The organism is Streptomyces sp. NBC_00984 (genome assembly GCF_045162475.1).
Taxonomy (GTDB): domain Bacteria; phylum Actinomycetota; class Actinomycetes; order Streptomycetales; family Streptomycetaceae; genus Streptomyces.
Genome location: NZ_CP108734.1, coordinates 7,316,326 through 7,340,800, shown reverse-complemented (window position 1 = coordinate 7,340,800; position 24,475 = coordinate 7,316,326). Strand labels below are relative to the sequence as shown.

Genomic DNA, 24,475 nt, shown 5'->3' with positions numbered 1-24,475 from the left:
ACCGGGCAGGGGAATCACACCATCTGCCGTTCGGGCACGAGGAGTTCGGGGATGACGCACTGGTACGAAGGGCCGCTGGCCGCTTTTGACACCGAGACAACAGGAGTCGACGTCGAGGGGGACCGGATCGTCTCGGCCGCCCTGGTCGTCCAGGACACGGCGGGCGGGCGGACACGCATCACCCGCTGGCTGGTGAATCCGGGGGTGCCGGTGCCCGCGGGGGCGACCGAGATCCACGGTCTGACCGACGATCATCTCCAGCGCAACGGGCGCTGGCCGGCACCGGTGGTGGAGGAGATAGCCCGTGCGCTGGCCGAGCAGTGCGCGGCCGGGCGTCCGCTGGTCGTGATGAACGCGCCGTTCGACCTGACGCTGCTGGACCGCGAGCTGAAGCGTCATCGCGCGTCGTCGCTCGGGGCGTATCTGCAGAACTCCCCGCTGTGCGTGCTGGATCCGCGCGTGCTCGACAAGCATCTGGACCGCTATCGCAAGGGGCGGCGGACCCTCACCGATCTCTGCGAGCTGTACGGCGTGGTGCTCGACGGCGCCCATGACGCGGCGGCCGACGCGACGGCCTCGCTGGAGTTGGTACGGGCGGTGGGGCGGCGCTTCTCGTCCCGACTGGAACGGCTGACCCCACCGGAGCTGCACACCCTGCAGGCCGTGTGGCACGCGGCGCAGGCGCGTGGACTCCAGGCGTGGTTCGCGAAGAACGGCACGGCGGAGATGGTGGATCCGGCATGGCCGCTGCGCCCGGATCTTCCCGCCGCGGCGTGACCGGGTGCCCGGAGCCGATGGCCCCGGTGCCCGCCGCCGCTTCCGCACATGCCCTGGACATGCAGAAGCCGGTCCGTCGATTCTGCTGACGGACCGGCTGCTTCCGGGTGGGCGATACTGGGTTCGAACCAGTGACCTCTTCGGTGTGAACGAAGCGCTCTCCCACTGAGCTAATCGCCCGGGAACGGGTTGAACCATACAGGGCTCGGCGGGTCCTGTTCAAACTCCTTCCAGCCTGGCCGCGAGACCCCGCCGTCCGGCGCGCATCATCAGGGCGTGATTGGCCCGGAACACCGGGCGTCCGGGCACCGCCAGGAGCCGCATCAGCCGTCCGCGCACCTCGACCTCCTGCTCGTAGACGGCCCGGCAGCCACCGCCGTACGGGGAGACCGTCCAGCGGACCCAACCGTCGAGATCGCCGCTGAGCGTCGCCTCGATGACCCTGGCCCGGGGATCGCGGCGGCGTTCGCGGACGGTCATCACGAGGTCGTACGGGAGGAGGGAGCGGATGCGGGTGGTGCCGGTGGTCCCGTCGACCGAGGTGACCTCGCGGACCTGCGGCCACCACCGCGGGTAGTCATCGGCGCGTTCGAGGACCTCGTACACGGCGTCGGGCGGGGCGGGAAGGTCCCAGATACTCACAAATCGGTAGTGGCTCCAGTCCATGACCCCAGTCTGCGCGTACTCAGCCGGGGAACTGAGTATCCGAGCGCATGTCCGAGTCTGTGGCTCGCACCACACTCGCGTTCATGGAACATGTGCCGCCACCCGCCGAGGAATTGGCGCTCCTCGATAGCGAACTGGCCCGGCTGGACGCCCGCCGGTCCCAGTTGCTGGTTCGCCGTGCCTGGCTGCTGAGTGTGCTGACGCCACCCGCCGGGCCTCCTGCCGCGCCGCCGGCGCCGCAGTTCGCCGCCCCGTTCGGGCCGCCTTCGCCGGCCCGGCCGCCGGCTCCGTCCGCGGCTCCTTTCGGGCCGCCTGCCGCGCAGGCCGGGGCGCGCAGTGCGCAGAATGTGCTGCTCACCCTGGGTGGTCTGCTGCTGACGATCGCGGCGATCGCGTTCACCCTGGTCAGCTGGGGCCACATGGGGATCTCCGGCCGCTCGGCGGTGCTCGCCGTGGTGACGATCGCGACGCTCGCCGCACCCGCCGTGCTGCTGCGTCGTGGGCTGTCCGCGACGGCCGAGTCGCTCGGCGCCCTGGCGTCCGTGCTGATGATCCTCGATGCCTACGCGCTGCACCGGGTGGCGGCGCCGGACGCCGACGGTCCTGGATTCGCCGCGGTCGCCTCGGCGGTGCTGGCGGTGCTGTGGGGCGCGTACGGGCTGCTGCTCGGCCGGCTGCGACTGCCGCTGCCCCTGGCGGTGGTGAGCGCTCAGCTGCCACTGCTGCTGTCGGCCTGGTCGGCGGGCGCGGGCGCCTCGGTGTTCGGCTGGGCGCTGCTGCTGACGGCGGCGCTGGACTGCGTGATCGCGGTGTGGGGTCCGGGCGTCGCGGTCCGGGTGACGGCCTGTGTCGGCTGCTGGACGACGGGCCTGCTGGGACTGCTGGTGGCCCTGGCGCAGTCGGTGTCCGCCGGTGCGGCGTCGGGCGCGGTGGCGCCGGCCGCGCTGCTGCTCACGGGTGCGGCGGTCGCGCTGTTCGGGGCGTGGCGTGCGCCCAGGGGTCTCGCGGTGGCCGGCGGCGCGCTGGCCGGGTTGTGCGGGGTGGCCGCGGTGGGCGGTGTGCTGCGTGCCGGGATGGACTGGGGCTGGTCGGTGCCGGTGTATCTGCTGTGCGGTGTGGTGCTGTTGGCCGCGCTGCGCGCGCCGCTGCCGCGCCCGGTCGGGCAGGGGCTGGTGTGGGCCTCGTCGGCGGTGACCGTGGCCGCGGTGGTGTCCGCGGCGCCGCCGGTCGGCATGTCACTGATGGGTACGGTGTCGCAGCTGGCCCGTGTGTGGTCCGGTGCTCCCGACGGCGGTGTCCGGGGCGCTCTGGGTACGGAGGGTCTGGCCTGGTCCCACCTGGCCGCGGCCCCGGTGGTGTTGCTGACGGTGGCCGGTCTGCTGGGTCTTGCGCACCGGTCGTGGGCCCGGCTGGTACGGGCGGCCGGGCCGGTGCTTTCGCCGGGTGCGGCCTGGCGGAGTGCGGCGGGGGCCGCCGCGTCGGCCCTCTGCTGGGCGGGGCTCACCGCGTTGCCCGCGGTACTGGGGCTGTCGTACGCGGCGGCCGTGTCGGTGCAATCGGTGCTGGTCACCGGGGCGTTCGCCGTGGCGGTACGGGGTCTGCGCCGCGGGACGAGTGCCGTGGGGACGACCGCGCTGGTGTGCGGGCTGATCGGCGCGGTGAGCACGGGGTTCCTCTCGCTCGCGGCGGAGGGTGCGACGTACGCGGTGTTCGCGGTGCTGCTGGTGGTGCTCGGGGCGGCCGCGGTGCTGTTCGAAGGCGGCGCGGTCCAGGCGGCGCGGGCGCTGCCGGACGCCCGCGCGGTGCGCGCTGTACGGGCGCTGCGGATCGCGCAGGCGGTGCCGGCGTGCGGGGCCGTGGTGTGCGGGACGGTGCTCGCCCGTGCGGCCGGGGCGTCGCTGGGGCTTGCCGGGTACCAGGCGGCGCCGCTCATGCTGGTCGTCCCCGGGGTGACGGTGCTGCTCGGGGCCCGGTTGCGGGGCCGCCCGGCTGCTCTTCCGGTCGAGCTGACCGGGGCCGCATCGGCTGCGGTGGCCTTGGTCATGGCGGTGCCGGACCGGCCGTTCCTGGCACTGGTGCTGGCGCTGAGCGGGGTGCTGGCGGCGGGCACGGCCGTACGGGCCGAACGGCGGCCGGTGGCCGGGTATCTGGCGGTGGCGCTGTTCGTCCTGGCGACCTGGGTGCGGCTCTCGGCCTCGGGCGTGTCGGACCCGGAGGCGTACACGCTGCCGGTGACGGTGCCCGCCCTGGCCGTCGGTGTACTGCGCCGTCGTCGCGACCCGGAGGCGTCGTCGTGGACGGCGTACGGGGCGGGTCTCGCGGCCACGCTGGTCCCGAGCCTCTTCGCGGCCTGGGTCGATCCGCACTGGCTGCGCCCGCTGCTGCTCGGTGTGGCGGCACTGGCGATCACGCTGGCGGGCGCCCGGCTGCGGCTGCAGGCGCTGCTGCTGCTCGGTGGCGCGGTGCTGGCCATGGACGCCGTGCACGAACTGGCGCCGTACGTGGTCCAGGTCGTCGGCGCGCTCCCGCGCTGGCTGCCGCCCGCCCTGGCCGGGGTGCTGCTCCTGGTGGTCGGGGCGACGTACGAGCAGCGGCTGCGCGATGCGCGGCGACTGAAGGAGACCGTGGGCCGGATGCGCTGACGGTGCGTCGCACGGCCGGCCCGGAGCGCCCTGACGGGCCACGGACCGGCCGGCGTCCCCCAGGTCCGCCCCGAAGGCGTACCGGACGAGGGAGCAGCCACGGCGAACTCACCTGTGAAATCGAGCAGTTCGCACCCGTCGTCGCTCCCGTCGTCGCACCCGCGCAATTTTCGGCGGGAGTTCCGGAATCGTCGGGGGCATTGCCCTCGGATACCGAAGGCCGAACCCTTTCCAGGAATTCTCGTGGTCACGGAAGTACGTCCGGCCGCGATATCCGGATGCCGCTGCTCGATTAGCGGATCCCGCCTGTCCACCGCCACCCGGATTGAATCGTTCCCGAAAGCGCTTGTGAATCTTCTTCGAAGACAACCGGCAGGGACCCGGCGGCCGGCCGGACGCGGGAAACGCAGAGGGCCCGTGAGACTCTGTGGTCTCACGGGCCCTCTGTCCGGGGTGGGCGATACTGGGTTCGAACCAGTGACCTCTTCGGTGTGAACGAAGCGCTCTCCCACTGAGCTAATCGCCCCGGGCGCAGGCCAAACATTACCCCATGTCAGCGGCGCCCCATGACCACCCACGGGTCACTCGTGGATCTTCCACGGCATGGTGATGCCGAACTTCCAGACGTAGATCCCCACCAGCACCACGATGATCACCAGACCGATCGACGTGAGGATGATGTTGCGCCGCCGGACCTTGGGGTCGAGCGCCCGCTGGGCGGCCTCGGTGACCTTCCGCCTGGTCCAGCGGAGCACCAGCTGCGCCCACACGAATTCGGTCGCCCAGATCGCCATGCCCCCGAAGATCACCAACCAGCCGGGGCCGGGCAGCGGCAGCATGATGATGCCCGCCACGACCACGGCGAAGCCGACCACGAAGACGCCGACCTGCCAGCTCAGGTGCAGCGCCCTGGATGCCTTGATGAACCCGGGCGCCCGGGAGCCGAGCCCGCGCTCCTTGGTCACACCTTCCGTGACCTCACCCGTCACGCCGTCCGCCCTGTCCCCCGCGGCGGACACCGGTGTCGCCGGTGCGGCGTCCCCGTCCCGCACATCACGCTCCGCATTCATAGGAGCCAACCTACCGGAACGGCCTTCATCACCGGAATGGCCGCATAACCGAAAGTCACACACCGCCGTACGAGCTACCTGAAGGAACACAAAAAGGTCAGAGGGGTTTACAACGCCACCGTAGGTGGCATGTCGATTTCGCCGACGTGCGAATCCCCGAGCGCACACTGAGCGAAAGGCCCTGGCGCTTATGAACACCACGGTCAGCTGCGAGCTGCACCTGCGCCTCGTTGTGTCGAGCGAGTCCTCACTGCCTGTACCCGCGGGCCTGCGGTATGACACGGCCGATCCGTATGCCGTGCACGCCACCTTCCATACCGGAGCGGAGGAGACGGTCGAATGGGTATTCGCCCGCGACCTCCTTGCCGAAGGGCTGCACCGGCCCACCGGCACCGGAGACGTCCGCGTCTGGCCATCCCGTAGTCACGGCCAGGGCGTCGTCTGTATCGCGCTGAGCTCCCCAGAGGGCGAAGCACTGCTCGAAGCCCCGGCGAGGGCCCTGGAGTCGTTCCTGAAGCGGACCGACGCCGCGGTGCCGCCAGGCACCGAGCATCGTCACTTCGACCTCGATACGGAGCTCTCACACATCCTGGCCGAGAGCTGAGCCAGGCCGAGAGCTGCACGGCGCCGTCCGACTCGGGGCGACGGCGCCGCGCGGAAAACTTCATACGGCTGACACCGGCGCCGTCCTCACGGAATCCACCGTGGTGACGGCGCCGCTACGCGCGCCCCGGGCCCGTAGGCCCCCTCACGCCCCGGGCAGCCGTCCGCCGGGCATGGGGTACCCACCCGTGGCCGGTATCCGTTCCCCGCACCCCCTGCGGGCCCTCTCGGGCCGCTGTGCGCCGCGGCCGAGCCAGTAGAGTCAGCCCGCATCGGCGGACACCGGCCCGCCGGAGGCAGGGAGCGAAAGCGTGCTGATCCCCCACGACACCCGGATCGCCCTCGACACGGTGGTCGACCTGGTGAACACCGCACCGGAGAGCGAACCACCGTCGAGCGGGCAGCCGGAAGGCGAGCGGAGCGACGGCCTCGCCCACATCGAAGCGCTGTACGACTTCGCGCGGCGCCATCGCATCAGCGGCGTGGGCGAGCTCCACGGGAAGGACCTGCGGGCCGTACGGGACGTACGGACGCGCTTCGCCGAGATCTTCGCGACGGACGACGCGCAGACCGCCGCCTCGCTCGTCAACGCGCTCGTCGCCGCCGCCGGCACGACGCCGCAGCTCAGCAACCACGACGGCTACGACTGGCATGTGCACTACTTCGCACCCGACGCGTCGATCGCCGACCACCTCGCGGCCGACTGCGGCATGGCGCTGGCCTTCATCGTGGTGGCGGGCGAGCAGGAACGGCTGCGGCGGTGCGAGGCGCCGGACTGCCGGCACGCCTTCGTCGACCTGTCCCGAAACCGCTCCCGCCGCTACTGCTCCAGCCGCACCTGCGGCAACCGTCTGCATGTGGCCGCGTACCGGGCACGCCGCAAGGAAGCGGCCGGCTGACCGCTCACAGCATGAAGAGATCATGCAACGCGGCCATCAGCAGCAGGCCGCCGACCACCGTGAGGAAGATCATCAAAGGGGGCTGGGAAAGCGCGAAGAGGCAGCCGCGCGGCTCTTCGGCAGGGGGTGCGGGGGCATCGCCCCGGGAGGTGTCCACCATCTCGGGACGATCATGACTCACTCGGGGCCCCGTTGGCGATCAATACGCCTTTTCGCACCGGGAGTTCACCCACCCCGACCGGTCACAATTCGCTCCGGCGTCCGATCGGCCGCCACACATTCGGTACGGCGCCCGGAGCGCTCCCGTGCCGCAACTCCGCGGAGCGGAAGGCCGATACGCCGCCCCTCGAACGACCCGATCGGCCAACACCTTCCCGTACGCGGTGGATTCGGGATCCGGCGAGCAGGCAGGCGACCGGGGGCGGCGCCGCGGTCTCAGCGTGGCGTCGAGCTGGAGGCCCGCACCACGAGCTCCGGCTGGAGCACCACACTGCGGTGCTCGTGGGTGCCGTCCTCGTCGTCCGACTCCTCCAGCAGGAGCTCCGCGGCCATCCTGCCCATCACGACCGCGGGCTGGCGGACCGAGGTGAGCGGGACGGCAGCGGCGGCGGCGAACTCGATGTCGTCGTAGCCGACGATGGCGATGTCGTGCGGCACCCCGACGCCCGCCGCGTACAGGGCCTGGAGCACACCCAGGGCAAGCAGGTCGTTGGCGCAGAACACCGCGGTCGGCCGGGGCACGAGGCCGAGCAGCCGGGCCCCGGCGTCGCGGCCCGCCGCCACGTCCAGCCGGTCGGAAGGGATCTCGACGAGCGCCTCGGGCGGCAGCCCGGCGTCGGCGAGGGCCGACAGGGCGCCTTGGCGCCGGTCCCTGATCTGATGGAGGTCTCCCGGTCCGCTGACGTACGCCACCGAGCGATGACCGGCCGCGACCAGATGACCGACGGCGAGCGCGCCGCCGCGGACGTCGTCGACGGAGACCGCGCAGGTCCCCGTGCCGGGCGCCACCCGGTCCACCAGCACGAAGGGGATCCGGTGACGGCTGAACGCCTCCAGGTTCCGGCCGGTCGCGTCGGCCGGGGTGACCAGGACGCCACAGACCCGCTGCTCGGCGAAGAGTCCGAGATACTCGGCCTCCTCCGCCGGGCTCTGGTCGCTGTTGCAGACCATGACACCGAGACCGGCCGCACGGGCGGCGCGCTCGGCGCCACGGGCCACGTCCACGAAGAACGGGTTGCCCATGTCGAGGACGAGCAGGGCCATGATCCGGCTGCGGCCCGCCCTGAGCTGGCGCGCCGACTCGCTGCGCACGTAGCCGAGTTCCTCGATGGCGGCGAGCACCCGGGCACGGGTCTCCGGCAGCACCGCCTCGGGCCGGTTGATCACGTTGGACACGGTGCCCACGGAGACTCCGGCCTGCCGGGCCACATCCTTGATCCCTGCCACACGCGCCACTTGTCCTGCCCCACTGATGACTTCGGCCGCACCGGTCCGCGGCGTGCCCCCATCGTACGGACGGCATTACGGGCCGGCCTCCCCGGCCACCCACCCGTGGAATGAATTGTTTCAATCCGATCGGGACAAGCTAGCCTCGCGTCCGTACACCGTCAAGAATCATCCATGAATCGATTCACTCGTCATGGACACCCCTTCCCCCGGACCGGGACGGGGGCAGGGGTCAGATGCCGTGCTTCTTCAGAATGGCCTCGATGTCGCTGAAGTCCTCGCCCGGCGTGTCGGACTGCTGCCTGGACTTCGCCTTCGGACGCGCCTGTGCCCGGGACTCCGGGAGCCCCGACCCCAGAGAGGGCGCCGAGGCCGCGGGGGCGACCGCCTCGCCCTGTGCCGCCCGTGCGGCGGCCCTGCGCTCCTTGCGGGTGCCGCCACCCCGGCGCTCGATCGCGCGCGTGGTCGTGAACAGCAGCCAGGCCACCGCGAGCAGCCCGAAACCGAGCCAGACGCTCGGCTTGAAGGCGATTCCGGCGACCCAGCCCACGACCCCGGTCAGCACCAGTGCGATCGGGACCAGGGAGTAGGCGGCGATCCGGGTCGCGGCGAGGAAGCGCTTTCGCCAAGCGGTGACGGCGGCAACGCCCAGGCCCGCCGCTGACACCGCGGAGCAGATGGTCTCGGCAAGCATCGGTGCCTCCAGGCGCAAGGGGAAACGTCCCTTCCATCCTGCACCGGCGACCGGCCCGGCGGCCACGATCCGGGACCGCATCAGGGACATTTCAGGGCCGGGATCCTCCCCAGGTGCCGATCGGCGGTGCGCGGGTCGTACGGAGCCGGGGCGGACCGGGTGCCGATTGGGAGGCTCGCGCGGGCCCTGGGAGACTGGCCGCATGAGCGATTCCACCCCTGCGGCCCCCGTCGTCCTCGACATCTGGTGCGAGCTCCAGTGCCCCGACTGTCACCAGGCCCTCTCCGATGTGCACGCCCTGCAGGCCAAGTACGGCGACCGGCTGGACGTACGGCTGCGGCACTTCCCGCTGGAGAAGCACAAGCACGCCTACGCCGCCGCGCAGGCCGCCGAGGAGGCGGCGGCCCAGGGCAAGGACTGGCCGTACATCGAGGCGGTGCTCGCCCGTACCGCCGATCTCGCCCGCACCGGCGAGCCGCTGCTCGTCGAGGTGGCGCGGGAACTCGGCCTGGACGCCGAGGAGATGGACACCGCGCTGATCGACGGACGCCACATGCTGATCGTCGACGCCGACCAGGCCGAGGGCAAGGCGATCGGAGTCACCGGCACCCCGACGTATGTGATCGGCGACGAGCGGCTGGACGGCGGCAAGAGCCAGGACGGGCTGCGCGAACGGATCGAGGAGATCGCCGACCGGCTGCTCGCCGAGCGGGGCTGAGCGGCCCGGCCCTCAGAGGTTCTTGGCCAGGTTGTACTGAGTCGTCCGGTATCCGAGCGACTCGTACAGCCGCAGGGCGGGCGTGTTGGCGGCGAACACATGCAGTCCGAGGCGTCGGGCGCCCGCGGCCAGGGTGATGTGCTCCGCCTGCTGCATCAGGGCACGCCCGTGGCCGCGGCCCCGGTACTCCTCGTCCACCTCCACGTCGTAGACGAAGCCGGTCGCCTCACCGTCGTCACCCTCGCGGACCGACACCCACACATGGCCGGCGACCACTCCCCCGGCGACGAGGACATGGAAGTGCATGCCCTCGGTGTCCATTCCGGCCGGCAGGTTGCGGGCGTGGTCGGAGCGGGACTTGTGCATGGCCTGCTCGACCGGAACACCCTGGTCGATCCAGGACTGTGCGTACGTGTCGACACTGGTGCGCTGCCAGGCCGCGAACTCCTCGGCCGTCATCTCCCTGGCCAGGACACCGTCCGGGAGCACGGGGGCCGTCGGGCCGATCCCCTTGAGCATGTTGCGGCTGCGTTCGGTGTACCCGAGTGCGGCCGCCAGGCGTCCGGCCCCCTCGTTGCCCTCCGGCACCGACAGGTGCACCTGGCCGCAGCCCCATCCGCGCAGCACCTCCTCGGCGGCGAGCACGGCGATGGTGCCGCGGCCCCGGCGCCGGCTCGGTTCGTCGATGGTCAGGGAGCGCAGCTCGCCGGTGGCCGTACCGAACGCGGCGTCGGTGCCGATCTCGAGGGAGCCGACGGGCCGCCCGTTGTCGCACACGTCGTACGCGCGGTTCTTCGCACCGTCGGTGCCTTGCTGGATCGGCCCGGTCGGCCGGAGGGTGGTGGTCATCGGAGATGTTCTATCCGCCGGGGCCCGGCCCGTCACCCCGATTTACGGGTCGAGGTCGTCGCCGGCCCGCTCGTCGAAGATCCGCATGGCCTTGGCGGTCACCGGTCCGGGCCCCCCGGGCAGCTCCTGGCCGTCCACCCGGTGGACGGCCTGCACATCGCGCAGGGTGGAGGTCAGGAAGATCTCCTCGGCCCGCTCCAGGACGTCGAAGGGCAGCTCGGTCTCCTGTGCGCCCGTCCACTCCACGGCCAGCGCGCGGGTGATCCCGGCCAGGCAGCCGGAGGCGACCGGCGGGGTGTGCAGCTGCCCGTCGAGGACGACGAAGACATTGGACCCGGTTCCTTCGCAGAGCTGCCCGGCCGTGTTGGCGAAGAGCGCCTCCGAAGCACCGTGCTCGTGGGCACGGGCGAGGGCGACGACGTTCTCGGCGTACGAAGTGGTCTTGAGCCCGGTGAGCGCACCGCGTTCGTTGCGCGTCCAGGGGACGGTGATCACGGCGGTGGTGTCGGGACGGCGGGCCGCCTCGCCGAGGGCGACGACCAGGCCGGGACCGGCGTCGCCGCGGTCGGAGCCGAGCGGGGAGAGTCCTCCGGTGTAGGTGATGCGCAGCCTGCCGAGTGCCATCGGGTTGGCCTCGATGACGTCGGCGCAGGCACGGCGGACCTCGTCGACGTCGGGGGCGGGGAGTCCGAGGCCGCGGGCCGAGCGGGTCAGCCGGTCGAGGTGGCGGGTGAGGGCGAAGGGCCTGCCGTCGACGGTCTTGACCGTCTCGAAGATGCCGTCCCCCACGGTGAGTCCGTGGTCGAGCACGGACACCCTGGCGTCCTCGGCGTCGCGCAGTTCGCCGTTGACCCAAATCCTCATCACACGGTCCTTCCGGTTGCTTCGTGAGCGCCCGACGCTACAGCGAGCAGCCTGGACGCCTTGAGTTCGGTCTCGTCCCACTCGCGTTCCGGGTCCGAGCCCCAGGTGATGCCGGCCCCGGTACCGAAGCGGAGGACCGGGGCGGTGCCGGTCCGGTCGATCCAGAAGGTGCGTATGCCGACGGCGAGCGATGCGGTGCGGCGGTCGGCGTCGACCCAGCCGATGCCTCCGCAGTAGGGCCCGCGCGGTGCGGTCTCCAGCTCCTCGATGATCCGCAGGGCGCTGGACTTGGGTGCCCCGGTGACGGAGCCGGGCGGAAACGCGGCGTCGAGGAGCTCGGGCCAGCCGGCGCCCTCGGCGAGCTCGCCGCGCACGGTGGAGACGAGGTGGACCAGGCCGGGGTGCTTCTCGACCACGCAGAGGTCGGGGACGGTGACCGATCCGGTGGCGCAGACCCGGCCCAGGTCGTTGCGGACCAGGTCGACGATCATCACGTTCTCCGCGTGGTCCTTCTCCAGGAGATCGGCCTCGGTGCGGCCGGTGCCCTTGATCGGCCCCGACTCGATGGTCCGGCCGTCCCGGCTCAGGAAGAGTTCGGGGGACGCGGTGGCGATCTCCACGCCGTGCCCGGGAAGCCGAATCGTTCCTGCGTACGGGGCGGGGTTGCCACGGGCGAGCACCGCGGTCAGCGCGTCCACGTCCGCGGCGCCCGGGTCGGGCAGCGGCGCGGTCATCACCCGGCAGAGGTTGGCCTGGTAGACCTCGCCCGCCGCGATGTACTCGCGGATCCGCCGAACGCCCGCGATGTACGCGGCCCGGTCCAGCGACGAGTTCCAGTCACCGGCCGCGGGCCCGCGCCAGGCGCCCCGCACGGGTGCGGGTACCGCCCGCGTACGTACGGAGCCGAAGCGCGCGCAGACGAGTCGGCCCTCGAAATCGACGGATACCGCCCAGAAGCCGGACGATTCGAGGGCTGTGGGATCACTGGTCACGTCCCGCAGATCGGACGCGACGAGGCCGCCGAAGCGGGCCATTGGAGCGAGGTCGTGCACGCCGTCGAGTCTAGGGCGGCGCACGATGACCCGCGCCGGGTCGGGTGCACCTCAGCACGCTGCACAAACGCGTTTTTGTACTGGCCCGGGAATCCGCTAGAGTTCAACACGTCGCCGGGACGCGCAAGCGGACCGGGAAAGACAAGCGGACGTAGCTCAGTTGGTAGAGCGCAACCTTGCCAAGGTTGAGGTCGCCAGTTCGAACCTGGTCGTCCGCTCGCAGAAAGTGGGGGATCTTCCCGAGCCCTCACTCCTGGTGGAGTGGCCGAGAGGCGAGGCAACGGCCTGCAAAGCCGTCTACACGGGTTCAAATCCCGTCTCCACCTCCAAGGACGATTAGCTCAGCGGGAGAGCGCTTCCCTGACACGGAAGAGGTCACTGGTTCAATCCCAGTATCGTCCACTGATCCGCAAGGGTCCCCGCGCGATTAGCTCAGCGGGAGAGCGCTTCCCTGACACGGAAGAGGTCACTGGTTCAATCCCAGTATCGCGCACGCAGTACACGCAGGTTCACCCTGCGCGATTAGCTCAGCGGGAGAGCGCTTCCCTGACACGGAAGAGGTCACTGGTTCAATCCCAGTATCGCGCACCAGCAAAAGCCCCGGTCGTCCCGACGACCGGGGCTTTGTCGTTCCCGGCGTACGAGTTGCCGGTACGGGCGCACTGCGGGCCCGGACGGAAGGCGTCCGGGCCCGCGGTCGGGCGCCGGTCCGTTCAGGACGAGAAGAGCATGCGGCCGAAGCTCTTGTGCCGGTAGTGACCGCCGTGGTGGCCGCCGTGGTGCTGCGGGGCACCCCAGGCGGGCGTCGGGGCGGCCGGGTAGGCCTGCGGGGCCGGCGGTGCGGGCGGGGCCTGCTGCGTCCACTGCGCCTCGATGCGGGTGAGGGACTCCAGCTCGCCGTAGTCGAGGAAGATTCCCCGGCAGCCGCTGCACTGCTCGATCTGTATGCCGTTGCGGTTGTACGTGTGCATCTGCGCGTGGCACTTGGGACACTGCATGGTTCGGCTCACTCCTCGCCGTCGGGTCGCCGTCGCCGGAATGCATGCCCGTCGACGGTCGGTTCAGCCTACGACGAGTGTTCGGCGGCCAACTCGGGCGGGAGGGATGCGATTCGGGCACAGGCGTCGATCATCGTCTGCTCCACTTCATCCGGATTCCGGTCTTCCGCCGCGGACTTGGCGAAGGCCAGCGCGGCGGCCTGGACGGTCAGGGCGCGGGCCGGCACATCCAGCTCCGGCCAGGGATCGCCCTCGGCCCGTACGGCGGGGCCGCCCGCCGCCCGGTAGGCGTCCAGGAAGCGGAGCCAGACCTCGGGGGGCAGGATCCCGGCCGCGTACCAGGCGGCGGGGCGGGCGAGGTCCCAGGCGGGGTCCCCGAGACCGGCATCGTCGACGTCGATGAGCAGCCAGGGTCCGTGCGGGGCCGGGTGGCGGACGAGCTGGCCGAGGTGCAGATCTCCGTGGCAGAGGAAGCGCGAACGGTGCGGGGGTGCAGCGGCTTCGTCGCGGGCCCAGGCCGGCAGGCGGTGCCAGGCTTCGAGTACGGGGGCGGTGGCCGGGTCGGCCGGCCGGGCGGCGCGCATCCGGGCGACGGCGAGCGCGGCCTTCGCGGGGCCCCGCATGGGCGGGAGTGCGGGGGAGGGCGGGGCCGGGGCCCGGTGCAGCCCGGCCAGCAGAGCGGCGGCTTCTTCCCAGGGGGCTCCGTCCGGGTCGCCGGGGTCGACGGGTCGGCCGTGCGGCCACAGCGTGACGGGGCGGTCGTGGAGGGGGGCGGACGGTGCGGCGGGGTGGGGTGCCAGCGGGGCGAGCAGGATGCCGGTGAGGTGCGGATCGTTGGCGAGGGTCAGGCGGGTGAGCAGGCCGGGGGTGTCCGTGCCGGGGGCGTGGGCCTTGGCGACGACGCCCCCGCTGCGGACCACCGTGCCGTCCGCACGGTCCGCGAGCACCGTAGGGGGCGGACAGGCGCAGGGGTCCTCGGGGTGTGCGTGGGCGGCCCGGTGGGCGAGGGCGCCCAGCGCGCGTACGACTGCGGTGGTCACGGTCTCCCCCGGTGGCGGACAGATGCGGGTGGCCCGATCGGCGCGGGCCCGCCGATGAGCGTACGCGCGCCGTGCGGGGTCGCGGACGGGCAGAGCGTCACGGCGGCGCCTAGGGCCTGTCCGGCGGATCAGGGTCGGACAGGGTGCGGCGGCTGGTGCGGTGCATCGCAAGGCGCCGGAGCGTCCTAATAGCGGAGCTATTCGGACGTTTCGGCAACGCTGCGAGGTGCCGTGTCAGCCGCCGCGACCCCGGCCATGATCCGCCGGACAGGCCCTAGGCCGTCCGGTGCGATCACCGCCGCGTTGCGAACGGCCCCGGACAGCGCGATGTCCGGTCAGCTCCCCAGCTGACCGGACAAACGCTGCCGTCCGCCGCACCCCCGTCCCCACGGGGTTGTTGGCCGGATGTCCCGGTCCGGACCGCTCTTCCGGACCCGGGGCGCCGCTCAGCGCCCCAGCATCACGCCCACGGACGACGCCTGTGTGACCACTGCGTCCCAGCCGCCGAAGACGACCACGAGCAGGGCCGCCAGAGGAAGAACCATTGCCGTCGCCACGAGTGGGTGGCGCGTACCGGACGACGGGCGGCTGCCGAACGAGGCATGGCCCCTGCGTTCCGTGCGGATCATGGTCCGCGTTGCCGTGTCCGCCATGGTTCCTCTCCTGACTCGATGTGGGGCGGCGGGCGTGTGACCTCGGGGGACGAGTGCTGCACCCGCCGCTTGACCTCAACATTAGGGACGCGCGGGGCGGAGGGCGTCATGCCCGCGTACCGATTGCCGGGCCTCCCGGAGGATGAGCCCCGGTCCTTCGGCGTACTCCCCTGGGTGGAGACCGGGCGCCTGACCCCGGGGACATCCCGGAGGGGGCGCGGCGAACTTCTCGCGGCGTCGGAGTCGTTGCACGGCGCGGCCCGCGGGTGCGCACGGCCACGGTCACCGTGACTTCACTCACCCTTCATTCACCGGGTTCCCGGCTGTCGGCCCCGGGGCGCCGGCGGGGGCCGCGCGCGGCCGTCCGGGCCGGGGCGCGCGACGACCGGCCGGCCGGCCCGTGCACCTCCAACCACCCGTCGCCGCAACCGCCTTGGGGTCCGGGCCCGTCCGGCAGGGAATCCGCTCCGGCCGGACGCCCTGTCATCGGCCGTGCCGCGCACCGACAATCGATCGACCGGCGAGGGCGCGGCCTCTGAGCACCCCGGGCGCCAGGTACGTAAGCTGTGCCTCGTCAGGCGGACCAGGCAGCGGGGATGGGCAGACATGGCGATGATGCGGCTCCGGCGCGAGGACCCGCGTGTCGTCGGCTCGTTCAGGCTGCACCGGCGGCTCGGGGCAGGCGGCATGGGCGTCGTCTACCTGGGTTCGGACCGGCGGGGCCAGCGGGTGGCGCTGAAGGTGATCCGCCCGGATCTGGCGGAGGACCAGGAGTTCCGTTCCCGTTTCGCGCGCGAGGTGTCCGCCGCCCGGCGGATCCGTGGCGGCTGCACCGCGCGTCTGGTGGCCGCGGACCTGGAGGCGGACCGTCCGTGGTTCGCCACGCAATACGTCCCGGGGCCCTCGCTGCACGACAAGGTGGCCGAGGAGGGGCCGCTGTCGGCGGCCGAGGTGGCCTCGATCGGGGCCGCGCTGTCCGAGGGCCTGGTGGCGGTGCACGAGGCCGGTGTCGTCCACCGTGACCTGAAGCCGTCGAACATCCTCCTCTCCCCCAAAGGCCCCCGGATCATCGACTTCGGCATCGCCTGGGCGACCGGGGCCTCCACCCTCACCCATGTCGGTACGGCGGTGGGTTCGCCGGGATTCCTCGCACCCGAGCAGGTGCGCGGCGCGGCCGTGACACCCGCCACCGATGTGTTCTCGCTCGGTGCCACGCTTGCGTACGCGGCCATGGCCGACTCGCCTTTCGGGCACGGCAGTTCCGAGGTGATGCTGTACCGCGTGGTGCACGAGGAGCCTCAGTTGCACGACGTGCACGACGCGCTCGCCCCGCTGGTGAGCGCCTGCCTGGCCAAGGACCCCGAGGAGCGGCCGAGCACGCTCCAACTCTCCATGCGGCTCAAGGAGATCGCGGCGCGGGAGGCGCAGGGGCTGCACGAGAGCCGGCCGCCCGTGCAGCGTTCGGCACAGGAGCTGGACCGGCCGACCGGCCGTCTCGACGGCCCGTACACCGAGCAGCAGACGCGGCGTTCGGCTCCTCCCGCGCCCCGTCAGCAGAAGCAGAAGCAACCGCAGAGCAGCAGGCCGTCCTCGTCGTCGCGGACGGGGTCGCCCCGGACCGGTGGTTCGCGTCCTCACCAGCAGCGGCCGCCGCGCGACACCACCCGGCCCGGCAGGCGCCCGCAGGGGACGAACGGCCGGCCGGGTACGCGGCCCGGGACCCGTACGAATTCGGCGGGGCTGCGTCCCGCCAATCCGCGGCTGCTGCGGCAGCGGCTCGTCGTCTTCGTCGTGGTGACGCTGCTGGTGGCGCTCGGCATCGCGGCGGCCCAGGGCTGCCAGGGGCCCTCGCGCGGGCTGGGCACGGATCCGGGGCGGAACGAGACCCGGACGCAGACCCAGGTCGAGACCCCGCCCCAGAGCCGGCAGCTCCGGTAGCCGGTCAGTTCTGCGGGCGGCCCGATGCCACCGCGTAGAACGCGACCGCCGCGGCCGCTCCCACGTTGAGCGAGTCGACGCCGTGCGCCATCGGGATGCGTACCCATTCGTCGGCGGCGACCAGGGCCCGGGTGGACAGCCCGTCGCCCTCGGCGCCCAGCATCAGCGCCACCTTGTCCATCCGGTGCGGTGCCGCCTCGTCGATGCTTCCGGCCTTCTCGTCCGGGGTCAGCGCGAGGAGCCTGAAGCCCGCTTCGCGTACGGCCTCCAGGTCCTTGGGCCAGGTGTCGAGACGGGCGTAGGGGACGGAGAAGACCGCTCCCATCGAGACCTTGACGGAGCGCCGGTAGAGCGGGTCGGCGCAGTCCGGGGAGAGCAGTACGGCGTCCATGCCGAGAGCGGCGGCGCTGCGGAAGATCGCCCCGATGTTGGTGTGGTCGTTGACGGCCTCCATGACGACCACCCGGCGGGTCGTCGTCAGCAGTTCGTCGGCCGTCGGCAGCGGCTTGCGCTGCATCGACGCGAGGGCGCCGCGGTGGACGTGGTAGCCGGTGACGCGCTCGGCGAGCTCGGGGCTGACCGCGTACACCGGGGCCGGGACCTCGTCGATGACGTCGCGCATCAGGTCGACCCACTTCGCCGAGAGCAGCATCGACCGCATCTCGTACCCGGCGTGCCTGGCGCGTCTGATCACCTTCTCGCCCTCGGCGATGAAGAGGCCCTCGGCGGGCTCCCGTCTGCGCCGGAGTTCGACGTCGGTGAGTCCGGTGTAGTCGCGCAGGCGGGGGTCGTCGGGGTCGTCGACGGTGATGAGATCAGCCACGGGTTCGATACTGCCTTGTCCGGTGTGTGGTGCCAACGGCTCGGGAGAAGATCCGTTACCGCTGGTTACTCGGTGGGGGTGCGGAGGCGTCCTGGCCGGCTACTCGGCGGGGTGCGGCGTGGCGCCCGTGCCGACGGCGACGACCTCGCCGATGACGATGACGGCCGGTGGACGTACCTCTTCGGCGGCGGCCCGTTCGGCGACGGTCGCCAGGGTCGCGTCGACGCGGCGCTGGGATGCCGTGGTGCCCTCCTGGACCAGGGCGACCGGGGTGTCCGGGGACTTGCCGTGGGCGACGAGGGCCTTCGCGATGGCGCCGATCTTGTCGACGGCCATCAGCAGCACGAGGGTGCCGCGCAGCTGCGCGAGCGCCGCCCAGTCGACCAGCGAGCGCTCGTCGTCGGGGGCGACATGACCGCTGACGACGGTGAACTCATGGGCGACGCCTCGGTGGGTGACGGGGATTCCGGCCGCGCCGGGTACCGAGATCGAGCTGGAGATGCCGGGGACGACGGTGCACGGGATGCCTTCGGCGGCGAGCGCCTGGGCCTCCTCCATACCCCGGCCGAAGACGAACGGGTCGCCGCCCTTGAGCCGTACGACGGCCTTGCCCGCCCTGGCGTGCTCGATGAGCGCCTGGTTGATCGCCTCCTGCGCCATGAAGCGGCCGTACGGGATCTTCGCCGCGTCGATCACCTGGACGTGCGGCGGCAGTTCGTCGAGCAGGTCGCGCGGGCCGAGCCGGTCGGCGATGACCACGTCGGCCTCGGCGAGGAGGCGACGGCCGCGCACGGTGATCAGGTCGGGGTCGCCGGGACCGCCGCCGACCAGGGAGACACCGGGGGTGGGCCGGGCGCGGTGGTGCGGGGCGGCGAGCGTGCCGTCGCGCAGTCCCTCGACGATGGCGTCGCGGACGGCGGCGGAGTGGCGCGGGTCGCGGCCCTGGGCGTCGGTGGAGAGGACGGCGACGGTCACGCCCTCGCTGCGGCCGGTGGCCGGGGTCCAGGCGGTGGCCACGTCGGCGTTGTCACTGCGCACGCACCAGGTGCGGGTGCGCTCGGCCTCGGCGGACGCGGCGTCGTTCGCGGCGTCGTCGTCGGAGGCGATGAGCGCGTACCAGGTGTCGGTCAGGTCCCCGTCCGCGTACCGGCGGCGCTCCCAGCGGATCTCACCGGCGTCGGCCATCGCCTCGACGGAGGGGGTCGCGGACGGCGACACGAGGGTGATGTCGGCGCCGGCCGCGATGAGCGCCGGGAGGCGGCGCTGCGCGACCTGGCCGCCGCCGACGACGACGACGCGGCGCCCGCTCAGGCGCAGTCCGACGGGGTACGCGGGGTGATCGGCGTGCTCGGCCATGGCGGTGCGGACTCCTCGTGCGATGCGGGGTGCGGGCCGCTGCGACGGTGGAGCGGCTGTGACGTGCGGTTTTGCAGGGCGTGCGTCCACGATACGGGGTGTTTCGGGGCGCGGGGCGGGCCGGTGGAGCGGGCGGGGGCCGCTGCGCGGAGCTCGGCCCCTGCCCTGAACCGTGGCTCGGCCCGGACCGGGCGCCCGAGGCGCCGGTCCGGGCCGAGCATGGCCGTGTACTGCTTCTCGGTGACGTACTACTTCTCGGTGACGCCCGCCGAGTCGAACGTCGCCACCTCGTGCATCGCCCGCGCCGCGCTCTGCACGATCGGGAGCGCCAGCAGCGCGCCCGTTCCTTCGCCGAGGCGGAGGTCGAGGTCGACCAGCGGGCGCAGGCCCAGCTTGTTGAGCGCGGCGACATGGCCGGGCTCGGCGCTGCGGTGGCCCGCGATGCAGGCGGCCAGGGCCTCGGGGGCGATGGCACGGGCGACCAGGGCCGCGGCTCCCGCGCTCACGCCGTCGAGGATGACGGGCGTACGGAGCGAGGCGCCGCCCAGCAGGAAGCCGGCCATCGCGGCGTGCTCCAGGCCGCCGACCGCTGCCAGGACACCGATCGGGTCGGCCGGGTCGGGCTGGTGGAGTTCGAGGGCGCGGCGGACCACGTCCACCTTGCGGGCGTGCATCTCGTCGTTGATGCCGGTACCGCGACCGGTCACCTCGGCCGGGTCCATGCCCGTGTACACACAGATCAGCGCGGCCGACGCCGTGGTGTTGGCGATCCCCATCTCGCCGGTGAGCAGGCCCTTGTTGCCTGCCGCGACCAGATCGCGGGCGGTCTCGATGCCGACCTCGATCGCCGCGAGCACCTCCTCGCGGGTGAGCGCGGGGCCGGTCGTGAAGTCGGCCGTTCCGGCGCGCACCTTGCGGGGCAGCAGACCGGGCGTCGCGGGCAGCTCCATGGCCACGCCGACGTCGACCACGCACACCTCGGCGCCGACCTGGGCCGCGAAGGCGTTGCAGACCGCGCCGCCGCCGAGGAAGTTGGCGACCATCTGGCCGGTGACCTCCTGCGGCCAGGCCGTGACGCCCTGGGCGTGCACCCCGTGGTCGCCCGCGAAGATCGCGACGGCCGCGGGCTCCGGGATCGGCGGCGGGCACATCCGGGAGAGCCCGGACAGCTGCGCCGAGATGATCTCCAGCATGCCGAGCGCGCCGGCCGGCTTGGTCATCCGCTTCTGGCGTTCCCACGCCTCGCCGAGCGCCTTGGCGTCCAGCGGGCGGATGTTGGAGATGGTCTCCTGCAGCAGGTCGTGCGGCTCCTCGCCGGGCAGGGCGCGGCGGCCGTAGGTCTCCTCGTGGACGACCCAGGACAGCGGGCGGCGCTTGGACCAGCCCGCCTGCATCAGCTCGGGCTCCTCGGGGAACTCGTCGACGTAGCCCACACACAGGTAGGCGACGACTTCGAGGTGCTCGGGCAGGCCCAGGGCGCGGACCATTTCGCGCTCGTCGAAGAAGCTGACCCAGCCGACACCGAGTCCCTCGGCGCGCGCGGCGAGCCAGAGGTTCTCGACGGCGAGCGCGGAGGAGTACGGGGCCATCTGCGGCTGGGTGTGCCGGCCGAGGGTGTGGCGGCCGCCGCGGGTGGGGTCGGCGGTGACGACGATGTTCACCGGGGTGTCGAGGATGGCCTCGATCTTCAGTTCCTTGAACTGCTTGGCCCGGCCCTTGGGCAGCGACTTCGCGTAGGCGTCACGCTGGCGCTGTGCCAGTTCGTGCATGGAGCGGCGGGTCTCCGCCGAGCGGATGACGACGAAGTCCCAGGGCTGCGAGTGGCCGACGCTGGGCGCCGTGTGCGCGGCTTCGAGGACGCGGAGCAGGACCTCGTGCGGGATGGGGTCGTTGCGGAAGCCGTTGCGGATGTCGCGGCGCTCACGCATGACGCGGAGCACCGCCTCGCGCTCGGCGTCGTCGTAGCCGGGGGCCGGCGGGCCGGCGGGAGCGGCGGCCTCGTCGGACTCGGACGCCTCGGGGGCCTCCTGCTCAGGGGTTCCCGCCTCGGCGGACTCCTCGGTCCAGGCTTCGGGCTGCACGGATTCCACGTGCCCGGTCTCCGGGGCCTCCGTGGTCTCCGTCGTACCGGGCGCCACCGCTGCGGGCTCCGCGAGAGGGGCGGCTTCCACGGTGTCCGCGGTGTCCACGATGTCCGCGGCGTCCGAGGGGGCCGTGATGTCCGGGGTCTCGATGACCTCCGGACCCTGTTCGGCCTCCGGCTCGGGCGCCGTCAGCACCTCGGCCTCGGGCGCGGGGACGGGCGCGGGCGCGGGGATCGGCTCGGGGGCTTCGGCGGGCGCGGCGTTCTCGATGGCCTCGACGGCTTCGGCGTTCACGACCGGTTCGACGGCCTGGACGACCTCAGGGGTCGCGACGGGCTCGGTGTTCGCGGCCTCGGAAGGCTCGACGACTCCTCCGGCCGTCACGTCGTCCGCGGCCTCCACGGCCGCTGCGACGTCCGGCTGAGGGGTCTGCACGGGCTCCACGGCGATAGCCACGGGCTTGGCCTCGGGCTCGGGCTCGGCCGCGGGCTCCGCCTCTACGGTCTGCTCCGCCACGGGCGTCGGGGCCAGATGCGGAGTCGTCGGCACCGAACCCTCGACGGGCACGAACCGGCCCATGGGAACGGCTTCCGCGGCGTCCTGCGGCACGACCGCTTCGGCGGGCGCCCCGGCGTCGACGGGCACTTCGGCGGGCGTCTCGACCGCGGCCGGTACCGGCTCGGCGGTGGGAGTGACCGCGACCGGAGCGGCCTCGGCCTCCGGCACCACGGCCGGAGCGGCCTGAACCGGCTGCGCCGCCGGCATCGGCTCGGCGACCGGCTGTGCCGCCGGTACCGACTCGGCGACCGGCTCCGGAACGACCGGCTCTGCGGCCACCGGTGCGGCCTCCGGCTGCGGCGGCTGGGCCGCCCACGGGCTGCCGCCCTGCGGCAGGATCTCCCCGAGCTGCGGGCCCGGCAGTGCGGACGCGTCCTCGCCCGGCGCCTCGAAGTACTCCGGGCCGGTGGTCGGCGGACCGGCGTGCCTCGCGGGGGCCGGGGTCCGGGTCTGCGTCCGGGGCGCGCCCGCGGGTCCGCGGTCGGCGAGCGAGCGCACCACTCCGCCGGTCGGCGTCCCGCCGTAGGACGGCGAGCCGTCGGCCGCGACCGGGCCGCGGTGCAGCGGTCGGCGCACCGGCGCCTGTGCCTGGCCCTGGGCCGCCGGGGCAGGGGCCGGGGTGGGCGACGGAATGCGTACGCCCCTCAGGTCGACCGAACCGGAGTCGCGGCCGCCGGACTCATGAGTCCCCTGGCCGGTCTCGGGCAGCGGCTCCGCCACCACCTGCTGAGCGGTGTACGCGTCCGGGGCCTGTGTCTGGACGGGCTCCTGCACCTGGACCTGGACGGGTCCCTGGGGCTGCGCGGGGGTCTCGCCGGCCGACTGGGCATAGGGCTGTGCCACGGCCTGGGCCTGGTAGGCGCCCGGTCCGGGCAAGGGCGCCTGGGCGACGACGCCCTCGGGGTACTGGCCCGGGGCCGGTACGGCCTGCGGGTCGCTCCAGGCGCCCTGGGAGCTCGGCATCAGGAGGAGGTCGTCGTCCTCGGAGACATGCTCGGAGGGAGCGAGGTAGGCGTAGGCATCCGGGGCGGCGACGCCCGGCTGCTCCACCATGCCTGCGTTCTCCGGCAGTCCCTCACCCGGGATCTGGCCGGTGTCACTCATGCGTACCCCTCGCCCATCGTCAGTGCTCCTTCGGCCCTTCGCCCGGGACGCCCGAACACGGCAGGCCGGTGCTCGTCAACAAGAACGAGCGGGCTCGCCGCGCGGCACGAATCGGTCGCGGACATACTGCATTCTCGCGGCTGTTCGCCGCCGCGGCAGCTCATTTCGCCACGGCCCGCTGTGGACTGCGCCACGTCGCGCATCCCCCGGTTCTGCCGTACCACAGCGGGGGCCAAAACGGTCCCCTTTTCCGGACATTGACGAACGAAGCGACGAACATCCAGGCGCGGTGCAACGATCGGCCAGCCTACCTCCCGCTGTACGCCGACCGGGTCACGGGGCGAGGTCCGAGCGCAGCGCCGAGAGGAGAAACACGACCGAGCGTTCGCGCTCCGACCAAGCGGCCGTGTCGAGTTCGACGGACTGGAGGAGCGAGCACCGGACGGTGTATCCGTTCCCGCCCAGGGCGGCTCCGAGCGCCTCGGCCTCGTCCCGCGTCGAGGCATGGGTCACGATGCGCTCCGGCCGACGTTCGGTGACGGCGGTGACGACGGGGACCCCGCCGCCCCCGATCCGTACGACGTCGGGTTCCGGCAGCCGTTCCAGCACATGGGGGGCCCGGCCCTCGACGACCTGGAGCTGGACCCCGAACGCCCGTGCCGCCGCGGCGGTACGGGCACAGGCGGCCGGGTCGCTGTCGACGGCCAGGACCGCCGCGCCGAAGCGGGCGGCCTCCACGGCCAGGGCCCCGCTGCCGGATCCGATGTCCCAGAGGAGGTCGCCGGTCCGGGGGCCCAGGCGGGCCAGTTGGGCGGCGCGAAGCCCCGGGGACTCGCCTTCGCCGTTCTCCCCGCCGCCCTCGGTGGCACTGCCCGGGTAGGCCTCCGCGGGCAGTGCCCAGCCGCGTACGCCGTGGGGGTGGGCGGGGTGGCTGCCGGCGATCCAGGCGCCGGTGGCCTGCGGTTCGGGACCGCCGCCGATGACGATGACCACGTTGGGATCGCGCCAGACGTGGTCGGCGGCCTTGTCGGAGGTGACGACGGTGACCTGTTCGCGGGCGGTGCCGAGTTCCTCGCAGATGACGAAGGTGCGGTGGACGCCTTCCAGGAGCAGGGCGAGTTCGGCGGGGCCCGCGCCGGGCGAGGTGAGGACGGCGACCTTGTGGTGGGCGCGGCAGACATTGACGGCGCGGCGCAGGGTGCGGGGGTGGGCGACGACCGTCCGGGCGTCCTCCCACGGCATTCCCGCGCGGGCGAACGCGGCGGCGACGGAGGACACGGCCGGGACGACCTCGACCTCCAGGCCGTGTTCGGGTGCGCGGAGGTTGCGTACGACGCCGAAGTAGCCGGGGTCCCCGTCGGCGAGGACCACGGCGCTGCCCCGGTGGCCGGCGATCCGGCGGGCGGCCAGGTCGATGGAGCCCAGGCGGATCCGTTCGGCGTTCGCCGGGACTTCGGGGAGTGCGAGGTGGTGGGCGGCTCCGGCGACGAGCGTGGCGGCCGAGAGGGCGGCCGTGGCCGCTCCGGTCAGTGGCGAGCCGTCCCAGCCGATCACGGTGACCCGATCGGCCATCTGTCGTCAGTCTCCTGGAGTCGTCGCAGGTGGGGATGTTGGTGAGGGCGGGCAGGGTGAGAGTACCCG

Annotated in this window: 21 protein-coding genes and 7 tRNA genes; 11 read left to right on the top strand and 17 right to left on the bottom strand. The window is 72.8% G+C overall.

Annotated features, from left to right (window positions below):
- Window positions 1-51 precede the first annotated feature (51 nt).
- Window positions 52-777, top strand: coding sequence for a 3'-5' exonuclease (locus OG520_RS32880; RefSeq protein WP_399332414.1), 726 nt, complete (start codon window positions 52-54; stop codon window positions 775-777).
- A 108-nt stretch (window positions 778-885) separates the two neighbouring features.
- Here OG520_RS32880 and OG520_RS32875 read toward each other — a convergent pair.
- A tRNA-Val gene (locus OG520_RS32875) sits at window positions 886-957 on the bottom strand.
- A gap of 39 nt (window positions 958-996) precedes the next feature.
- Complete coding sequence (locus OG520_RS32870; RefSeq protein WP_406015527.1) at window positions 997-1,443, bottom strand: SRPBCC family protein; 447 nt, start codon at window positions 1,441-1,443, stop codon at window positions 997-999.
- 83 nt (window positions 1,444-1,526) lie between these two features.
- Here OG520_RS32870 and OG520_RS32865 point away from each other — a divergent pair, with 83 nt between their 5' ends.
- Window positions 1,527-4,085: an SCO7613 C-terminal domain-containing membrane protein gene (locus OG520_RS32865; protein ID WP_406015526.1), complete on the top strand. Its 2,559-nt coding sequence runs from the start codon at window positions 1,527-1,529 to the stop codon at window positions 4,083-4,085.
- A 454-nt stretch (window positions 4,086-4,539) separates the two neighbouring features.
- Here OG520_RS32865 and OG520_RS32860 read toward each other — a convergent pair.
- Both OG520_RS32860 and OG520_RS32855 read right to left on the bottom strand, forming a co-directional pair.
- A tRNA-Val gene (locus tag OG520_RS32860) sits at window positions 4,540-4,611 on the bottom strand.
- A 55-nt stretch (window positions 4,612-4,666) separates the two neighbouring features.
- The gene (locus OG520_RS32855) at window positions 4,667-5,155 is read right to left on the bottom strand and encodes a TIGR02611 family protein (protein ID WP_399332420.1); all 489 of its coding nucleotides are present in this window, start codon (window positions 5,153-5,155) and stop codon (window positions 4,667-4,669) included.
- 190 nt (window positions 5,156-5,345) lie between these two features.
- On the opposite strand from OG520_RS32855, the gene OG520_RS32850 reads away from it, so the two are divergent.
- Window positions 5,346-5,759 (top strand): SsgA family sporulation/cell division regulator, encoded by a 414-nt coding sequence (locus tag OG520_RS32850; protein WP_003959770.1) that lies wholly within the window; start codon window positions 5,346-5,348, stop codon window positions 5,757-5,759.
- Between the two features lie 310 nt (window positions 5,760-6,069).
- Window positions 6,070-6,657: a CGNR zinc finger domain-containing protein gene (locus tag OG520_RS32845; RefSeq protein WP_399332422.1), complete on the top strand. Its 588-nt coding sequence runs from the start codon at window positions 6,070-6,072 to the stop codon at window positions 6,655-6,657.
- Between the two features lie 4 nt (window positions 6,658-6,661).
- On the opposite strand, the gene OG520_RS32840 is transcribed toward OG520_RS32845, so the two are convergent.
- The 3 genes from OG520_RS32840 to OG520_RS32830 all read right to left on the bottom strand — a co-directional run bounded on the left by OG520_RS32840 (window position 6,662) and on the right by OG520_RS32830 (window position 8,797).
- Window positions 6,662-6,817: a hypothetical protein gene (locus OG520_RS32840; protein ID WP_266421860.1), complete on the bottom strand. Its 156-nt coding sequence runs from the start codon at window positions 6,815-6,817 to the stop codon at window positions 6,662-6,664.
- A gap of 275 nt (window positions 6,818-7,092) precedes the next feature.
- Window positions 7,093-8,112: a LacI family DNA-binding transcriptional regulator gene (locus OG520_RS32835; RefSeq protein WP_399332424.1), complete on the bottom strand. Its 1,020-nt coding sequence runs from the start codon at window positions 8,110-8,112 to the stop codon at window positions 7,093-7,095.
- A 223-nt stretch (window positions 8,113-8,335) separates the two neighbouring features.
- Window positions 8,336-8,797 carry a hypothetical protein gene (locus tag OG520_RS32830; protein WP_399332426.1) on the bottom strand — a complete coding sequence of 154 codons (462 nt, stop codon included), beginning with the start codon at window positions 8,795-8,797 and terminating at the stop codon, window positions 8,336-8,338.
- A 202-nt stretch (window positions 8,798-8,999) separates the two neighbouring features.
- Between OG520_RS32830 and OG520_RS32825 the strand changes: the two genes are divergently transcribed.
- The gene (locus OG520_RS32825; RefSeq protein WP_406015525.1) at window positions 9,000-9,515 is read left to right on the top strand and encodes a DsbA family protein; all 516 of its coding nucleotides are present in this window, start codon (window positions 9,000-9,002) and stop codon (window positions 9,513-9,515) included.
- Between the two features lie 12 nt (window positions 9,516-9,527).
- Here OG520_RS32825 and OG520_RS32820 read toward each other — a convergent pair whose 3' ends face one another.
- Genes OG520_RS32820 through OG520_RS32810 form a run of 3 tightly spaced genes read right to left on the bottom strand, consistent with a single transcriptional unit; the run spans window position 9,528 to window position 12,262 of the window.
- Window positions 9,528-10,364 (bottom strand): GNAT family N-acetyltransferase, encoded by an 837-nt coding sequence (locus OG520_RS32820; protein WP_406015524.1) that lies wholly within the window; start codon window positions 10,362-10,364, stop codon window positions 9,528-9,530.
- A 42-nt stretch (window positions 10,365-10,406) separates the two neighbouring features.
- Window positions 10,407-11,228, bottom strand: coding sequence for an aminotransferase class IV (locus OG520_RS32815; RefSeq protein ID WP_399332432.1), 822 nt, complete (start codon window positions 11,226-11,228; stop codon window positions 10,407-10,409).
- Window positions 11,228-12,262 (bottom strand): chorismate-binding protein, encoded by a 1,035-nt coding sequence (locus OG520_RS32810; protein ID WP_406016627.1) that lies wholly within the window; start codon window positions 12,260-12,262, stop codon window positions 11,228-11,230. Before OG520_RS32810 ends, OG520_RS32815 begins: the two co-directional genes overlap by 1 nt.
- Window positions 12,263-12,425: 163 nt before the next feature.
- Here OG520_RS32810 and OG520_RS32805 point away from each other — a divergent pair.
- From OG520_RS32805 to OG520_RS32785, 5 genes are all read left to right on the top strand, one after another.
- Window positions 12,426-12,498 (top strand) — tRNA-Gly (locus OG520_RS32805).
- 37 nt (window positions 12,499-12,535) lie between these two features.
- Window positions 12,536-12,609, top strand: a tRNA-Cys gene (locus OG520_RS32800).
- 1 nt (window position 12,610) lies between these two features.
- Window positions 12,611-12,682, top strand: a tRNA-Val gene (locus OG520_RS32795).
- 19 nt (window positions 12,683-12,701) lie between these two features.
- Window positions 12,702-12,773: transfer RNA gene (locus OG520_RS32790), tRNA-Val, on the top strand.
- Between the two features lie 23 nt (window positions 12,774-12,796).
- Window positions 12,797-12,871: transfer RNA gene (locus tag OG520_RS32785), tRNA-Val, on the top strand.
- Between the two features lie 122 nt (window positions 12,872-12,993).
- On the opposite strand, the gene OG520_RS32780 is transcribed toward OG520_RS32785, so the two are convergent.
- The 3 genes from OG520_RS32780 to OG520_RS32770 all read right to left on the bottom strand — a co-directional run bounded on the left by OG520_RS32780 (window position 12,994) and on the right by OG520_RS32770 (window position 14,971).
- Window positions 12,994-13,278: a zf-TFIIB domain-containing protein gene (locus OG520_RS32780; RefSeq protein WP_406015523.1), complete on the bottom strand. Its 285-nt coding sequence runs from the start codon at window positions 13,276-13,278 to the stop codon at window positions 12,994-12,996.
- A 68-nt stretch (window positions 13,279-13,346) separates the two neighbouring features.
- Window positions 13,347-14,318, bottom strand: coding sequence for a phosphotransferase family protein (locus OG520_RS32775; RefSeq protein ID WP_399332436.1), 972 nt, complete (start codon window positions 14,316-14,318; stop codon window positions 13,347-13,349).
- 446 nt (window positions 14,319-14,764) lie between these two features.
- Window positions 14,765-14,971: a hypothetical protein gene (locus OG520_RS32770; RefSeq protein ID WP_266421846.1), complete on the bottom strand. Its 207-nt coding sequence runs from the start codon at window positions 14,969-14,971 to the stop codon at window positions 14,765-14,767.
- 606 nt (window positions 14,972-15,577) lie between these two features.
- On the opposite strand from OG520_RS32770, the gene OG520_RS32765 reads away from it, so the two are divergent.
- Window positions 15,578-16,909 (top strand): serine/threonine-protein kinase, encoded by a 1,332-nt coding sequence (locus OG520_RS32765; protein WP_406015522.1) that lies wholly within the window; start codon window positions 15,578-15,580, stop codon window positions 16,907-16,909.
- A 4-nt stretch (window positions 16,910-16,913) separates the two neighbouring features.
- Here the strand turns inward: OG520_RS32765 and OG520_RS32760 are convergent, their stop codons facing one another.
- The 4 genes from OG520_RS32760 to cbiE all read right to left on the bottom strand — a co-directional run bounded on the left by OG520_RS32760 (window position 16,914) and on the right by cbiE (window position 24,406).
- Window positions 16,914-17,732 carry an RNA methyltransferase gene (locus OG520_RS32760; protein ID WP_266421840.1) on the bottom strand — a complete coding sequence of 273 codons (819 nt, stop codon included), beginning with the start codon at window positions 17,730-17,732 and terminating at the stop codon, window positions 16,914-16,916.
- A gap of 99 nt (window positions 17,733-17,831) precedes the next feature.
- A complete protein-coding gene (cobA, locus tag OG520_RS32755; RefSeq protein ID WP_406015521.1) occupies window positions 17,832-19,088 on the bottom strand; it encodes a uroporphyrinogen-III C-methyltransferase in 1,257 nt (418 codons plus the stop codon).
- Window positions 19,089-19,336: 248 nt separating this feature from the next.
- Window positions 19,337-22,834: a nicotinate-nucleotide--dimethylbenzimidazole phosphoribosyltransferase gene (gene cobT / locus OG520_RS32750; RefSeq protein ID WP_406015520.1), complete on the bottom strand. Its 3,498-nt coding sequence runs from the start codon at window positions 22,832-22,834 to the stop codon at window positions 19,337-19,339.
- Window positions 22,835-23,167: 333 nt separating this feature from the next.
- Window positions 23,168-24,406 carry a precorrin-6y C5,15-methyltransferase (decarboxylating) subunit CbiE gene (gene cbiE, locus OG520_RS32745; protein ID WP_406015519.1) on the bottom strand — a complete coding sequence of 413 codons (1,239 nt, stop codon included), beginning with the start codon at window positions 24,404-24,406 and terminating at the stop codon, window positions 23,168-23,170.
- Window positions 24,407-24,475 lie beyond the last annotated feature (69 nt).

Bases quoted from the DNA above. Each gene is read 5' to 3' on its own strand.
- OG520_RS32855 (WP_399332420.1), bottom strand. From the start codon at position 5,155: ATGAATGCGGAGCGTGATGTGCGGGACGGGGACGCCGCACCGGCGACA.
- OG520_RS32825 (WP_406015525.1), top strand. From the start codon at position 9,000: ATGAGCGATTCCACCCCTGCGGCCCCCGTCGTCCTCGACATCTGGTGC.
- OG520_RS32830 (WP_399332426.1), bottom strand. From the start codon at position 8,797: ATGCTTGCCGAGACCATCTGCTCCGCGGTGTCAGCGGCGGGCCTGGGC.
- OG520_RS32865 (WP_406015526.1), top strand. From the start codon at position 1,527: ATGGAACATGTGCCGCCACCCGCCGAGGAATTGGCGCTCCTCGATAGC.
- OG520_RS32810 (WP_406016627.1), bottom strand. From the start codon at position 12,262: ATGGCCCGCTTCGGCGGCCTCGTCGCGTCCGATCTGCGGGACGTGACC.
- OG520_RS32870 (WP_406015527.1), bottom strand. From the start codon at position 1,443: ATGGACTGGAGCCACTACCGATTTGTGAGTATCTGGGACCTTCCCGCC.
- OG520_RS32780 (WP_406015523.1), bottom strand. From the start codon at position 13,278: ATGCAGTGTCCCAAGTGCCACGCGCAGATGCACACGTACAACCGCAAC.
- OG520_RS32850 (WP_003959770.1), top strand. From the start codon at position 5,346: ATGAACACCACGGTCAGCTGCGAGCTGCACCTGCGCCTCGTTGTGTCG.
- OG520_RS32815 (WP_399332432.1), bottom strand. From the start codon at position 11,228: ATGAGGATTTGGGTCAACGGCGAACTGCGCGACGCCGAGGACGCCAGG.
- OG520_RS32770 (WP_266421846.1), bottom strand. From the start codon at position 14,971: ATGGCGGACACGGCAACGCGGACCATGATCCGCACGGAACGCAGGGGC.
- cobT (WP_406015520.1), bottom strand. From the start codon at position 22,834: ATGAGTGACACCGGCCAGATCCCGGGTGAGGGACTGCCGGAGAACGCA.
- OG520_RS32840 (WP_266421860.1), bottom strand. From the start codon at position 6,817: ATGGTGGACACCTCCCGGGGCGATGCCCCCGCACCCCCTGCCGAAGAG.
- OG520_RS32820 (WP_406015524.1), bottom strand. From the start codon at position 10,364: ATGACCACCACCCTCCGGCCGACCGGGCCGATCCAGCAAGGCACCGAC.
- OG520_RS32880 (WP_399332414.1), top strand. From the start codon at position 52: ATGACGCACTGGTACGAAGGGCCGCTGGCCGCTTTTGACACCGAGACA.
- cbiE (WP_406015519.1), bottom strand. From the start codon at position 24,406: ATGGCCGATCGGGTCACCGTGATCGGCTGGGACGGCTCGCCACTGACC.
- OG520_RS32765 (WP_406015522.1), top strand. From the start codon at position 15,578: ATGGCGATGATGCGGCTCCGGCGCGAGGACCCGCGTGTCGTCGGCTCG.
- cobA (WP_406015521.1), bottom strand. From the start codon at position 19,088: ATGGCCGAGCACGCCGATCACCCCGCGTACCCCGTCGGACTGCGCCTG.